Raw genomic sequence first — 14,945 nt, forward strand, 5'->3', positions numbered from 1 at the left:
TCAAAGGAACAAGGGAAGAAAGTCATCTCTTCCCTGATATCACTTAACCGCGTTTGTTGGATCCGCGACGCCCAGCGGGTGCTGCTGCATTGCCGGCATTTTGACGAGTAGAACCTTTACGGGCTGAGCTTTGACGCCCTGCTGCCTGACGGCCAGCAACTTCAGAGTGGCGCTTAACTGCACGACGAATCTGATTAGCTTTAACCCGGCGTCGGTCTTTCTCCACTGGCAATTTACTGACAGTTTCGGAATCCAGTTCAACCAGTTCGCGCAGATAATTGGTCGCAGCCAAATCTAATTCAGTCCAGCCACCGCGAGGCAAGCCTTTAGGGAGATTAATATCACCATAACGCACCCGAATCAGGCGGCTGACCTGTACACCGACGGCTTCCCATAAACGGCGAACTTCGCGGTTGCGCCCTTCGGTCAACGTGACGTTGTACCACTGGTTAAGCCCTTCTCCGCCTTGGAATTTAATGGTGCGGAATGCCGCCGGGCCATCTTCCAATTGCACACCACGGCTAAGCTGCTTGATTTTTTCGTCATCAATTTGACCAAACACCCGCACCGCATATTCGCGCTCAACTTCACGGCTGGGATGCATTAGGCGGTTAGCCAGCTCACCATCAGTGGTGAACAACAATAAACCTGAGGTATTCACGTCCAAACGGCCGACCGCAACCCAACGCGAACCGCGCAGTTTAGGCAACCGGTCGAACACCGTTGGGCGGCCTTCAGGGTCATTACGCGTACAAAGTTCACCCTCCGGCTTGTAATACGCCAGAACCCGGCACACTGCTTCTTCAGATTCTTTAATAGAAAGAAGATGACCATCCAGGCGAATTTTAGTGGCCGGCGTAACTTCAACACGGTCCCCTAACTTTGATATTTTACCATCAACGCTGACGCGGCCCTGCTGAATGATTGTTTCGATTTCCCGACGAGAGCCATGGCCAGCCCGTGCCAAGATTTTCTGTAATTTTTCACCCACAATTTTATCGCCTTGTGATACAGGGCTTTGTGGCTTTGAGTTTGTTAACTTTTGGTCTTCTGACTTCTCGCTCATTGAGCAACCTCTAATGTCGCCTTCACAGGCGTCGTGTTATATATTGTAATCAATAAGTTAAACCCACAATCAAGCCAAACTCACTGATTGTAATACATTTTGGAACCCAGCATGGCGCGCAAAACTGGCGTAAAAGCCCCCACATGCTGGTTCGTGACCGGATATATTACACTAATTTCACTGTCAGGGATTGAAAAAGTATTCCGGCAGCGGAAATGAAATTGCCGGATTATACCGGCAAATGCGAAGGTCAGTTACGAAAGCGAATTTTAGATAACTCAGAGAATGGGCGGAACAAACTCAACACACTAAACAACTACACCATCGCATATTGTGGCTCAATGCCGATATTTTCTAATAGTTGCGAGACAATCCCAGCATTCATAAGCATCGGTTGTAAAGTTGGGATACCCAATTTCCCCAGCGCACTCCGCTTGTGGTAGCTGATAGTTTTATTACTGAGCTGTAAATGAACCGCGATATCATTGTTTGATTTGCCTTGCAGTAATAAAGCTAACACGGTTCGTTCGCGCTTGGATAATACGCAGGCCCGCTTCTTACTCTGTATTGCCGAGTTTGAGAATACCCTGTTTAGTTGAGCCACAAATTGGCTAAGAGGGGCATTTTGCGCGATAACGGTATAAACCTGTTCGACGCCGCAAAAATACTGAGTCAATAGATCAACACAAAATTCATCAGCGATAACAATCACGCGACAGTTTGGGCGGTGTATCCGTAACCAATCGACAATCAGACTAAGACTATCGCCAGATGTATAATCCTCACCACGCAACCTCAAAACAGCTAAATGTGCTGCAGGGAACTTCACTAAATTATCATAACAATCAGTCAGTGAGCCAACGCTGGCCACAATATCGGTCAAGTATTCAATGTGTTGATCATGCGGTAGAATCACTCTTTTTGAAGTGTGCATCTGATGGCTAAAGTTGACGTAAAATGCACGTTTTGTGAGCAAATCGAATCTGTTAAAAAGCATGGCCTGGGTAAGGCCAAACTTCAGCGCTATCGGTGCCAGTCGTGCTGCCGTACTTTCCAGCTCGATTATGCTTATCGCGCCTGCCAACCCGGCATGAAATCACAAATTGTCGACCTTGCAATGAACAATGCCGGTATTCGAGACACTGCCCGAGCTTTACATATCAGCATTAATGCCGTTGTGCGCACACTAAAAAACTCTCGCCGAGAGTTGTAACCACGCTTCCTCTGGATAACCTGCAAATTCAGCTTATCTGTGAAGTTGATGAAATGTGGTCGTTTGTTGGCAATAAAAAGCGTCAGCGTTGGCTGTGGTATGCATGGGAGCCTCGTCTCAAACGTATTGTTGCTCATGCTTTTGGGCGCAGGAGCAAAATGACGCAGTGCAAATTACTGGGTTTACTGTCGGGCTTCAGAGTCGCCTTCTGGTGTACAGACAACTTCAGTGCTTATGAGATGTTACCGGCTACAAAACACATCACAGGTAAGCTTTACACCCAGCGGATTGAACGCGAAAACCTGAATCTTCGTAACCGGTTAAAACGACTGAATCACAAAACGCTTGGGTACTCAAAATCGGCAGAAATGCATGACAAGATAATCGGCACGTTCATTGAGCGTGAGCATTACCTGCAATGACCCTATCTACACATTGAATACGTGACCCATTATTTCGTCTAACTCATCTGCACGAACAGACAGCGATATCAGCGGTGTAAATGCGATAGATATAGGGAGCAGTAATTGCATTAATAAGGTATTAATTGCAACCAGTCTCATAAGTGATTTATATGAATGGAAACCGTTCATAGTGAATTCAAAGTTCCGATTTTGAATGGCGATATCCGTTATCACATAGATATAAGCCGTTTTATTATTGACAGACATATCAAAATCCATCACTGGCTAGTATTAATGATGGATTATGTATCTCACCCAATAAACGCAGTTTTTTAATGGTGCAATAAAGCATCCCAATGAAAAAAATGAGCAATCTAGCTGACTAAACTGCCCTATTCTTAATGGCAATACTGAAGATAAATCATTATCACACACTCTTCATCTTCACGAAAAATGCGAAAAATAATAATATAAAAACGAGCCAAAGGTATAATCACCTGGCATTGTTATAATATTTTAGCACTGTGAAATCACAGCACTTTAGTCAATCACTGATTAGATTCGTGATAGATAATTCACTTTATTTTGGACTTCATTAAACGCAGTATTTCTAACTCTGGCACACACCATTTTAAGTTTTGAATCTAATTCAAGAGAGATAAGCTGTTTAGGGTCATTGTCCAAAATGTTTCTATTTTGCTCTAAGAATGCGTACATATCATTAATTTTATCGAACTGTCCTCTAAATACACCGAACTCATTCGTATTCAGCTTTTTCACCATGGAAAAATTATTGACACACTGGTCATTGGTGCTCTTTTTAATAATGGCTGCGGTCTGTTGCTCGGAATCAACCTTTGCTTTTGTGCTGCACCCTCCCAATACCGCACTTGCCATCAATATTGCTATCGCCACTGCTTTCATAAAATGCCCTCATTAATCCTTTATAAGTACTCAGCCTTCTATTGGATATGCAACCCCTAACGCTAATATCACTCACGCCCTTTCCGCATAGTGATACTCGCTGCACTTGTTCAATAGAATGCAATCCACCTTTTGTAGCAGCGACATTCTACAATGCGTTTTTTATGCTGTAAAAGCGAGTTATATCAGATCCAAACACTACTTATGCTAGACATACCAGTTGTTTTGACCAAATAAAGTTCTTGAAATGGAGGGATAGATCAAATTTCAATGAATTAATAGTTTTATATTTCAAATTACTTGTACAAAACAGTTGATCAACCTAATTAAATTTAAGGCAAAAAAAAACTAAATTTATTTAGAATTATTGACACAGTGCAAAAAATGAAATTTTTATTATTCCCCTCCATCACAAATAAAACACTCCATCAGCAAGCTGACAACAAAAGATAATATGAAGGGGATCGGGGTTGGATATATGAGGAAAGTGAGATTCGGAATTATCTTGGTTATCGAAAATGCTCATCATAAAGAAAGCATTATTTCAGTAAGAAGTAATGCTTTCTATTTTAATATAAACAAGTTTTTTAGCGTTTGATTTATCGCCTTAACACCTAATTTACTGTATATATTTCTCCGGTGGGCACTGGCCGTTTTATTCTTCATACCTAGTGCTGCTGAAATATCACTATTAGTAAACCCTAACAATATATACTCCAACACTTCATTTTCTCTACTTGTTAATTTTCTTTTTATTTTCTTCGTCAACTCCGCTTGATTAAATTCCATTACTGGCTTGTGTGAAGATAATAATTTAATAATCAAGTTTTCAATGCGTTCAATCGGCGCTGTTTTGCATAATATTTCATCAGATATGATGGAAAAATAAATAAAGTCTTCAGTTTGCTCATCTTTGCGGCAAAAAACCACAATAGAAGCCAATGGGCTTGCCTCTCTTATCTGACTAATTGTATGAGATATCTTAACAACACAAATATTATCAACATCAAAGATAATAATATCTCGAGCATTTGATTGGTTATATATATCTTTATTATCGACAGAGTAATATAACTCAGAATCGATATTACGGCCTTTATCTACAATAAGCTTTATTCCCTTAATAATGATATCTAAGGACAATTTAGTTAAGCCACAATCACTAATCACAATAACTCTCATGACGTTATATCTTACCTTATTTATAATTTATTCAGAATGAGATTTTATTCAAGGTGTGATACATCAATAACGGTGCCGTGGCACCGCTATTGATGAAAACTAATGATGATTAGAAGTTGTATTTCACCCCTAACATAACAGCCGTGTCACTGTAGCCTTTATCGCCTAATTGCTGGCCCACATTACCCCAGACATTCAGTTGCTTGTTCAATTGCCCCTCAACACCCAGTTTCAACTCACCGATGTTTTTCGCACCAGCCTGCTTCACTTCTACCGTGTTCATGTTGGTGCCAAAGTCCTTGGTATTATGAATCCAATTGGCTTCGACAAACGGTTGGAACTCGCGATCTTTACCATTGTCGATGGCATGGTGCCCTTTCATATAAGAACGTACCCCCAGACGGGTCTGAATATTACCGTCGCCCTGACCGCTCACCTGAGTGCCATTGGCTTCACGGTGTTCGTCAGCTTTCACACCCATCCAGGTGATTTGCGCTTTGGGCTGAATAAAGTAGCTTTCGTTCTTAGCCTTATTTTCACCAATCTTAAAGGTATAGCCGCTTTCAACCGAGGCAGTAATCCCTTTCGACTTGTACTCTTCGCTCGCCAGACCTTCGCCTTGCACGGTATTGTTGAACCAGCTATATTGCGCCCAGCCGTCGACATACAACCCCGACTTGTCTTCATCATTGGCATACCAGGTGCTGTACACACCGGCAGAGTAACCCTCCACCGAGCCGTCTGACTGATAACCGGATGTCGAGCGCGTATTGCTCTTGCTGTTACCATAACCAGCCATCACACCTAAATGTAAACGGTTGAGATCATTGTTGCTCCACTGCGCGACATCGCCCCCCAGTTGCATCACATAGCGGTTACTTTGGGTTTTCAACTGCCCGCTGGTATCACGTGAACGGTTATGTCCACCTGCATTACGTAACCACATACTGGTCACTTTCTGCTCGCCGGTCAGGGCATCGATATACTGGGTTTCACCCAAACGATCGTGCAGGCGGGTGACAAACATATTGTTCGCGCTGGCCAAGTTGGCCGTGTAGCTGCCCGCTTCAGGACGTTTAGCTGCTTCGCCCGGAGCCACTGGATTTTCTGGGTCCACCGGATTCTCGGGGTCAACTGGCAAATTGCTCAGGCTGGTCAGATACCAATTCGCGGCATTCTGGCCCACACCACGTACCAGAGAGTAATCATATGCCCCCGCCACGATACGGCCACTGCTCACGAAATTACCGTCTGACTGGCCGTTGACCTGAATCAGCTCAATACCATTGAGCGTTTTAGCCCCCAGGCCGCCCGCGTTATCCACACTCACATTGGTGGTGCCGCTGGTGTTGCCATTAACTATCATGCTGTCCGTGGCTGAGTTGTCATCACCCAGCGCGGTGTTGAAATGCAGCAGACCGTTGTTGCCGATATAGTTACCATTCACCACCAATTGATTGCCGGTGGTGCCCGTGCCGTCACTGGTTTTGTTACCGATAAAGACGGTGCCGCTGTTGGTTAAATCGCTGCCAACGGTAAAGATATTACTGGCCGGAGCCAGACGGCTCAGTCGCGACGTTACCGATGCTGCAGGGTTACCCACAAACAGTGTCCCGCGGTTATCTATTGCACCGGCCACCCCACCAAAACCGCCCATAAAGGCACCGCTGGCGATGTTTACCTGCTGGCTAGCCAAGGTCATTGGCTGTGCATTGCTGCCTAATATCAGACCGCCAGCATTGATATCGGTCTGCCCGGTGTAGGCCGCGGCTTGAGTCAATGATACCGTCGCACTGCCGTTTTTAGTCAGGCTGCCGCTGCCGCTAATGCTGTTTGTCAGCAACCAGTCACTCTCGCTATTGAGCACCAATGAGCCGTTATTGGTGAGCGCAGCTGTCCCCAGATGTTCTGCTTGAGCAGCCGTTAACTGGCTGGCGTTGTTGATATCAAACAAGCCGCTGAACAAACTGTTATCGCCGGTTAATGTGATGTCGCTGTTATCCTGCAACACCACGCTCCCTGCAGCACTGACTGCATTCGCCAACTGACCGCTGGCCCCTTTCAGGGTCAACAGACCGGCGTTGACAATAGCGCCATTCCCCAGGCCGGCAGCATTATTCAGGAAGGCTTGCGCACCATTAGCAATGGTGGTCACCGCACTCAGGCCGCTATTCGCGCCATTAATGGTCAAGACATCAGCAGCAATGGTCAGCGCGCCACTGCCGGTCAGTTCCCCCTCGGAAACACCGCCCTGACTCAAAGTCAGGTTGCCGCCATTCAAATTCAACAATGAATTTGCCGTGCCATTCAGCTCGCCCACAGTTTGGCTGTAACCATTCATATCAAAGGTGGTGTCCGCCGCCAGTGATAACAGCGCAGTCTGACCCAGCACATTATTATTCAGCATCTGTAAGGTGCCGCTGCGGACATCGGTAGAGCCGGTGTAATCATTGTCCAGATTGGACAGCGTGACGGTATTGCTGGCACCGGTATCAATCGCCAAGTCACCACTGCCGGTCACTTTGGCACTTAAATCCGCCGCCGGGCCGGTTTTATTGGTGGCGTACAGTGACAACGCATCCGCGCCGCTGCCCAACAATTCAACCTGTGTCAGGCCGTAACTCACATACAAACCGTCATTACTCAGGCCGCTGGACAGACGATAATCGTAAGTTCCCTTGGCAACCGTGGTGCCATTTTGCGCAATATCTGCGGTGGTGGCATCAGTAATCAGATTGCCATCTTGGTCTTTTAACACCAGATTGCCGCCATTGCCTTGCACCGCCACATCACTGACCGCCAGTTGTAACAGGGTATTGGCATCATCCTGCTCCATAATAGGTAAGGCAGGATTGACCGGCGTCTGGCTGTTATCGACACTATCAATATTCACTTCTACCGTGCCGGTACCGAGCAAATTCATCTCTTTGGTGGTATGAATGGTGCTTTTCGCCACGGTCTCGCCCGGGGTGCCGGTGTTAAATTTCACCGTCCCGCCAGCGAAGGCCAACCCGCCAATAGTCTGAATGCCATCGCCCACAGTCGTGAGGCTATCAGCGCCGGCTTGCAAAGTGGCATTGACTAATGCCGCGGTGTTATCCGCTGCCAGTGTAAAGGTGGCGTGTCCCAGGGCCAGTACGCCGTTAAAAGCATTCTGTGCCGCGTTAGCCGTAAAGTTAAACGCGTTCCCCGCCGTATTGACCGCAACGGTGCCGAGACCATTGAGTTTGCTGTTAAAATTCACCGCATTGAGGTGATTAATCTGCAACAGGCTGCCATCGCCCAAGTTAAAGCCGGTGTTGGCGTTATCATCCTGCGCATTGCCCAGCGCCAATAACACATTGTCCAGCGTCAGTGTGGAATTATTAATCAGGTCGATATAATCCATATTCTGGATGGCAGCAGCATCTTTCAGCGTATATACCGAGTTATCAAAGGTCAGGGTATCGCTGCCGCTGCCGCCGTTCAGTGAACTGAACACGCCGGTGTCCGTGGCCGTTAGCCCGGTCAGAATAAAGTGGTCATCGCCACTGCCGGTGGTGAAATCAGTCCCTTCACTGCCCTGCATCAGGGTGACGGTGTTGTTACCGGCCAGCAAATTGACCTGGCCGACAATGTTGCCGCCCGTCTGGTTGGTAAAGGCCATGCCGGTGCCGGTGTTAGTGACGACCGCTTGTTGCGCGGCACTGTTGGCATGAATGCTGCCGCTGTTGATAAAGCGGGTGACATAGCCGTTATTGATGTCCACCACTGGGCTGGTGAGTGATTTGGATACCAAGTTGCCAGACTGATCGACATGTTCGGTGGTGCCTTTAACAATCAGAGCGGCCCCGCCGGCGGTGTCATAGACATTTACACTGGCACCGGTTTTCAAATCTTGACTGGAATTCGTGACGATCCCTTTGCCCGCCGCAGAATTAACATTAATGACCAGCCCCGCCGAGTCAGACATGTCCAGCGTATTATCAGTAATGGTATCGCCGGTATTGGCAAACAGAATCCCCGCGCCGCTACCATTGACATTAATCACGCCCGAGTTGGTCGCCGCCATGGACGCCCCGGTGCGCACACCCGTGCCATTGCCGACAGTCAGTGTGGTATTTTTTAACTGAATACCCGAAATTTCCGCTTTGTTTTCAATAGCATTCCCGGTGCCACCGGCGGTCATGGTGATAGTCGCGCCATCGACCGTTAGTGCAGTAGCGCCGGTATCGAGCAATACACCATGGGCAGTGCCGCCGGCGTTAGTTTGACCATTGCCAGACAGGGTTAAACTGGCCCCAGTGCCCAACAGATAAGCAGCCGTGCCATCCGTTGCAGTGACGGTACCCGAGTTATTGACTGTCGAGTTTGCCCCCTGAATATTTACCGCAGTGCCATTCACCGAGATATGGTTTTCATTGGTCAAGATCCCGCCATCAACCAACACCCCGGTGCTGCCAGCTTGGGTAAAATCAATGGAACCTTTATGGACCAGCTCCCCGCCATTACGGGCGACATAGCCATAGGCACCCGAGGCCGTGTTACCGGTCGTCAATACTGCTGAACTGGTCAGAACCGATTTGCCCGTAAGGCCAGTTGCCACACCATCAAGACCGTAGTAATTACCGTCAACAATACCGGCGGTGGCACCATTACCACTCAATTCCAAACTGGCATTGTCAGTGATGGTGCCGGTGGCTCCACCTTCGACTTTCACCCCGGTGGCACCCTCGCCAGACAGAACCATATTTAGCGCGCCAGAACTAAAGCTACTGCCCGCGCCGGTCACCTGAATCAGCGATGAGTTCTTACCGGTTGCATTCATGGTCGATGCCGTCGTCCCCGTAAAAGAAGCTCCTTTATCAACACGATATAAAGTCGAACTCTCGGTTGACACGGTCTCAGCACCAATGGCGGTGTTATTGACGCTGGCACCCGCACCATAAATCAGGTATCCCACTTGTTTTGTGCCGGAAACAAACTCAACCTGACCATTACCGGTAACATTAATGGTGCCTTGGTCTTCAGCCACGACCCCGATAGCCCCATCGCCGGAGAGATTCACCTGGCCGGAAAGATTCGCCACCGCACCGCTACCCACCGCCTGAATACCGTAGTTGGCTAAATTGGTCGCCGCATCAAGTCCTTTATTGACATAAATGTTACCCGCATTGGTCGCGGCACTGTTTGTCAGCACCTTCATCCCCACGGTATTGATACCATTGATAATGATATCGCCATTATTGACGACATTCGTGGCATTCAAGCTGGAAGAAATACCCACATTTTGTGCTGCTTTTTGTCCAGGTACTGCGCCGGCACCATTCAACTCAATGATGCCATTCTGATTAACCGCGGTTCTGACACCTTGTGCAATAATGGCCGTGGAGTTTTCAGTTTTGCTGCCAATTACAATTTTAGCGCCCACATTATTGATAAACGTGGCGATATTGCTCAGATTGACAGTGTCTTGAACTAATTTAATCGCATACGACTCTGTTTTTATTGCCAGGTCAGCCACTACATCACTCAATGAGCGCTGTGCCTCGCGCCCCACATAGACAGTGCCATTATTTTCAAAAATAGAGCCTTTCTGAACACTCACTCCTTCGTTCAGATAGCCTGCAGCAGGAGATAAATCCGTCGTTGCCGCGATATTAATCGCGCCGTTGTTAATAAATGTTGAAGTGCCATCAATAATAGCGGCGCGGGTATAAACACTGGTGCCACGTGAGGCGGTATTAATCACACCATTGTTAGTCACTGAAGAGGTGCCATTCGCCAAAATCGCGGTATGACTCCCACTGGCGATATTCAGTGGTAATGTGGCGGTCGGGCTAGATTTGAAATCCAGCATGTCAGGATTAGTCCCGGCATCTAGCACCCCCGTGGCTTCATTAATGACCGTACTGTCGGTGGCAAAAACAATGTTAGTGCCCCGAACACTGGCGGCAACGGAGCCTAAGATCCCGGCATTGTTCAAGGTTGCGCCGTCGTTCAAACGCACCACTGAAATATCACTATTAATGGCCTGAATATTGGCATCAGCGCTAATATTTACAATGGCATGCTGACCATCACCATGAATAAAAGCAACGCGCGAGGAGTCAACGATGTGATTGACGGCATCATTGGCATCAATACCCATATCAAGATAGATTGGGGTAACTTTAGGTGAAGTATTGGAGCCGGTTGTGGTATAGGCTCGGGCCAGCTCAGCTTGGTAGCCTTTACTGTCCAGAACAATCGCACCACTTTTAATACCGGCGATCAAATCATTATTGTATTTCTGGAAATCTGCAAAATTTTGAACATTCTGGGCACCTAAATACGGGCTGGTGAATGCACCGGTAAAGTCATCAAGTGGCGCATTAGCTACTGAAGTGCCGCTATCACGAATGTTGTTACTGTTATAACCCAGATTGACGACTGTTTTGGCATTATAATTGAGTACAGTATTCTGAGATGATGCATTATTCGAATCGACATAGAAGCCAGAGGATGTGGTTACCGCCGCCTCATTTTTTAAGCCCCCTTTCATAATGGCGCTGAAATAGTTCGTACTGTCATTAACCCAACCTGCCGCGCTGCTACCAACATTCACCGCCAGGTCACTGCCATCCTGCACATGGAATAAATTACGATTCACATACTGGCCATTCTCGCCGACGGCATAGGATACCGGCACCACAAAATCAGCCAGGGGTTTAATTGACATCGCCGTGCTGCTGTACACATTAATAGTAATTAATGCGCCCGTTCCTTTAGGATCAAGGAAAGTTTCAGTCACCATGTCGCCTAAATTGAAAATATTTTTACTGATCAGACTCCCTGCACCATAGAGGAAGTTTTCAGTTGGAATATCCCCTAACTTGACGTTTTTAAAACCAGAGTCACCTCGAGCAATGTTACTAAAGCTCCCCGATAACGTATTCCCGGCACCAGTGAATGATTGTTCAAAATCAACTTCAGGTGTAAAAACCGGAACACTGATATCTGCCGCAAAAGCAGAGTTCGCCCCCAATGTGAAGACCAAAGTAATAGCCACCTGGCTCAGGCGGGATGGTGCCGTTAAACCTAAAGTTGTATCGACATTTGCTGAGCAAAATGACTTAGTCTTTTTTCCTGACTTAGAAAACTCAGACGCAACATCATAGCGGCCTAAGGCACTATTCCAGATCACTTTAAATACTCGATTCATAAAACTCTCAATCCTCTCTATATTATTGGTTGTAATTAACGAGCAACATCCTTACTTAACTAAAAAGTAATTAAGCAGGCGAACTTTCACTGGTGATTGCCTTAATTATGATATTGCATCATTGACACCGATAATAAACATGCAGGGTTATACAGATATATAGGAGTGAAAAACCAAGTTCGTAGGAAAAATCCCACAATTATTGATATCTTGAAAATTAAACCCTATAAATCAATATATTAAAAACAAAAATAAGATAAGAATAATCTTGCTGGAATATAAAAACCCTATATAAATCAGCCTTATGAATTATTAAAAATAATCAGCTAATTATGGATATTTATCGGCAAGAATAAATAAAAAAGTTATCTTTCAAAGAAAGAGACTCCCCTTTTGATTTTTACCAAGCAATTTTTATTTAGTCTGAGCAATTTCATTTTATTGAAAATTCTTAACTAAAATCGCTCAATTGTACATAAAAATCAAGTTTATTAGTGTTTATGATCATAAATTTAATAAATGCGATACATTACTCCATAAAAAGTTGCCCTGTGTGGATTTTACAGATACTTATCCTGAAGAATGGTTTAAATACTAGAATAAAAGATCGTCAAATTAAATTAATAGCAAAATAAGCGCATTTACAATTATTTTCGCATTGGATGTGTCTTAAAATAAGTCATTCATGAAAATTAATTAAATAAGCAGTAAAATATAAAGTTAATTATCACAGAGAAATTAGTTAGCAGAAAAATACCGCAGTATATTAAAGAGTGATTAATGTTATAGATAAAATAAAAATGAAGGTTTATTGGTTTCAAAAATAATGAAATTAAATCAACAAACTGAAATATAACATTATTTTCACCCTGACACAGAATTATGCCATAAGAATAAATTAAAATATGAGCTATCTTTCTCAATATAAACTACACAATTTAAATTAGCATTCAAATATAATAATAGTAAAAATTGTGACTCATTAAGCAATTAAAATGAATCCCGACCCAGACATTGGCTAAGGTAGCGTAGGATAGCACTGTGGCTTTTAGCGGGGGGATTTAGCGAAGTTGGCCTAGATATCACATCAACGGGTTGGATACCCACAGTACAAAGCCTGCTGATGGCCGTATCCAACACTCGTCTATCATGGGGCATAACCCCCCTCTTTAGCGGAAGGGGGTCGCGTCACCTGCACCTTCACGGATGACTTCCGGGGACGAATCTGTCAGATCAATAACAGTGGTGGGTTGTTGGCCCAGTGAGCCGCCGTGGATGATTAAATCCACTTGTTTGCCCAAGTGCTCTTTGATCTCTTCAGGGTCCGACTCAGCAAAATCATTGCCCGGCAACATCAATGTAGTCGACATTAACGGCTCACCTAATACATCCAACAATGCTAAGGCAATGGGATTAGAGGGCACTCGCAGGCCAATTGTTTTACGTTTGTCATTCATCAAACGCCGAGGCACCTCTTTGGTGGCTTTCAGTATAAAAGTGTAGTTGCCGGGGGTATTGTTTTTGATCAGTCGAAACGCCGAGTTATCCACATAGGCATAGGTGGATAGCTCGGACAAATCACGGCATACCAAGGTGAAGTTATGATTGCCATCCAACTGGCGAATACGACAGATGCGTTCCATTGCGGTTTTATCTTCTAAACGGCAGCCAAGGGCATAACCAGAATCTGTCGGATAGACAATCACCCCGCCTTTACGTAAAAAATCAACACTTTGGTTGATTAATCTTGGCTGAGGGTTTTCTGGATGAATATAAAAAAATTGACTCATGACTCTACCTCATCATTCAACATACGCGTTGGCGGGTTTTCTATCGGCCAATCACGCCATACCGGCTCCACCCCAGCGGGCAGCCACAATTTGCGGCCCAACTCAATCCAGGAACAAGGTTGATGAAAATCAGACCCCTGGGATGCAAGTAAATTATAGTCGCGAGCATACTGGGCAAGTTGCGCCCGTTCATGAGGGGCCTGTTGGCATTGAGCGACCTCCATGGCATCCCCACCATGCTCGGAAAAATGTGCTAATAAACGTTTCAGCCATTTTGCCGTTAAATCATAGCGCCCAGGATGCGCCAGCACTGCTTGCCCACCAGATTGCTTAATAGCATCAATAGCTTGTTCTATTGTACACCATTGCGCGGGAACATAACCGGTCTTACCTTTGGCCAGATACTTTTTAAACACCTGCCCGACATTGCTGGCTAGCCCTAATTCAACCAGATAGCGGGCAAAATGACCACGCGTCACCTGACCGCCCTCTGCTAGCCGATTCGCCCCTTGCCAAGCATCAGGAATACGCGCCTTTGCCAGCCGGGCACTTATCTCCTGCGCCCGAATATAGCGGTGTTGTGACTGCTCACTTAACAACTGACAGAGGCGGCCATGCTGTATATCCATCCCTAATCCCACAATATGGATCTCATGGTTTTCCCATAATGTGGAAATCTCAACCCCGGGAATCAGCTGTATTGGCAACTGCTGCTCTTTGATGGTGGCTGCGGCTTCTGCCAACCCCGCGGTGGTATCGTGATCGGTAATCGCCAACACGCCGACGCGCATTTGCGCCGCCCTAATGACTAAGGCCGAGGGTGACAAGGAGCCATCAGATGCGGTGGTATGGCTGTGCAAATCATAGAGTGTAAAAGCCGTTGATGCGGCGCTAACATCAGTTAAATCAGCCGTATCAGGTGGTGTAGCGTTATCAGATAAAACGAGTTTATTTATCAAAGCGGTCTTATTAACCAAAGCGAATTTATTAGCCAAAACAAAGGCGGAAAAAGCGTGGCTAGCTATCATACTCGCTAATGTGGTATTCACGTTAATCAATCTTGTTTCGCTCACTGCCCATCACGGCAAATGCCACGCCAGCAAGTCTTTGTTAAAAAACAGTCATGGAGGGGTTGACATTCACCTCGCGAACCAGTTAACTAGTACACAAGTTCACGACAGAC

Annotated in this window: 8 protein-coding genes; 1 reads left to right on the forward strand and 7 read right to left on the reverse strand. The window is 45.9% G+C overall.

From position 1 onward, the window contains the following. Positions 1–43: 43 nt before the first annotated feature. Complete coding sequence (gene rluB / locus D5F51_RS09090; RefSeq protein ID WP_025378182.1) at positions 44–1,066, reverse strand: 23S rRNA pseudouridine(2605) synthase RluB; 1,023 nt, start codon at positions 1,064–1,066, stop codon at positions 44–46. Between the two features lie 316 nt (positions 1,067–1,382). After that, entirely contained in the window at positions 1,383–2,000 is a 618-nt protein-coding gene (locus tag D5F51_RS22875) for a helix-turn-helix transcriptional regulator (protein WP_129196281.1), read from the reverse strand. Positions 2,001–2,003: 3 nt separating this feature from the next. Between D5F51_RS22875 and D5F51_RS09100 the strand changes: the two genes are divergently transcribed. Next, positions 2,004–2,701, forward strand: a protein-coding gene (locus tag D5F51_RS09100; protein WP_129196283.1) for an IS1 family transposase whose coding sequence is annotated in 2 segments (ribosomal slippage) — positions 2,004–2,253 and positions 2,253–2,701 — 699 coding nt in all. Because the reading frame shifts where the segments join, the coding sequence is not laid out codon by codon here. A 537-nt stretch (positions 2,702–3,238) separates the two neighbouring features. Here the strand turns inward: D5F51_RS09100 and D5F51_RS09105 are convergent. From D5F51_RS09105 to rnm, 5 genes are all read right to left on the reverse strand, one after another. Then, positions 3,239–3,607 carry a hypothetical protein gene (locus D5F51_RS09105; protein WP_129196285.1) on the reverse strand — a complete coding sequence of 123 codons (369 nt, stop codon included), beginning with the start codon at positions 3,605–3,607 and terminating at the stop codon, positions 3,239–3,241. 564 nt (positions 3,608–4,171) lie between these two features. Continuing rightward, positions 4,172–4,789 (reverse strand): response regulator transcription factor, encoded by a 618-nt coding sequence (locus D5F51_RS09110; protein WP_129196287.1) that lies wholly within the window; start codon positions 4,787–4,789, stop codon positions 4,172–4,174. Positions 4,790–4,898: 109 nt separating this feature from the next. Further along, the gene (locus D5F51_RS09115) at positions 4,899–11,972 is read right to left on the reverse strand and encodes an autotransporter outer membrane beta-barrel domain-containing protein (RefSeq protein ID WP_129196289.1); all 7,074 of its coding nucleotides are present in this window, start codon (positions 11,970–11,972) and stop codon (positions 4,899–4,901) included. Positions 11,973–13,141: 1,169 nt separating this feature from the next. Further along, positions 13,142–13,762, reverse strand: coding sequence for an L-threonylcarbamoyladenylate synthase (locus tag D5F51_RS09120; protein ID WP_025378167.1), 621 nt, complete (start codon positions 13,760–13,762; stop codon positions 13,142–13,144). Further along, positions 13,759–14,739: an RNase RNM gene (gene rnm / locus D5F51_RS09125; RefSeq protein ID WP_162301836.1), complete on the reverse strand. Its 981-nt coding sequence runs from the start codon at positions 14,737–14,739 to the stop codon at positions 13,759–13,761. Before rnm ends, D5F51_RS09120 begins: the two co-directional genes overlap by 4 nt. Between the last annotated feature and the right edge of the window lie 206 nt (positions 14,740–14,945).

This window comes from Yersinia hibernica, assembly GCF_004124235.1.
In the GTDB taxonomy this organism is placed as follows: Bacteria; Pseudomonadota; Gammaproteobacteria; order Enterobacterales; family Enterobacteriaceae; genus Yersinia; species Yersinia hibernica.

Bases quoted from the DNA above. Each gene is read 5' to 3' on its own strand.
- D5F51_RS09115 (WP_129196289.1), bottom strand. From the start codon at position 11,972: ATGAATCGAGTATTTAAAGTGATCTGGAATAGTGCCTTAGGCCGCTAT.
- D5F51_RS09105 (WP_129196285.1), bottom strand. From the start codon at position 3,607: ATGAAAGCAGTGGCGATAGCAATATTGATGGCAAGTGCGGTATTGGGA.
- D5F51_RS09110 (WP_129196287.1), bottom strand. From the start codon at position 4,789: ATGAGAGTTATTGTGATTAGTGATTGTGGCTTAACTAAATTGTCCTTA.
- D5F51_RS09120 (WP_025378167.1), bottom strand. From the start codon at position 13,762: ATGAGTCAATTTTTTTATATTCATCCAGAAAACCCTCAGCCAAGATTA.
- rluB (WP_025378182.1), bottom strand. From the start codon at position 1,066: ATGAGCGAGAAGTCAGAAGACCAAAAGTTAACAAACTCAAAGCCACAA.
- D5F51_RS22875 (WP_129196281.1), bottom strand. From the start codon at position 2,000: ATGCACACTTCAAAAAGAGTGATTCTACCGCATGATCAACACATTGAA.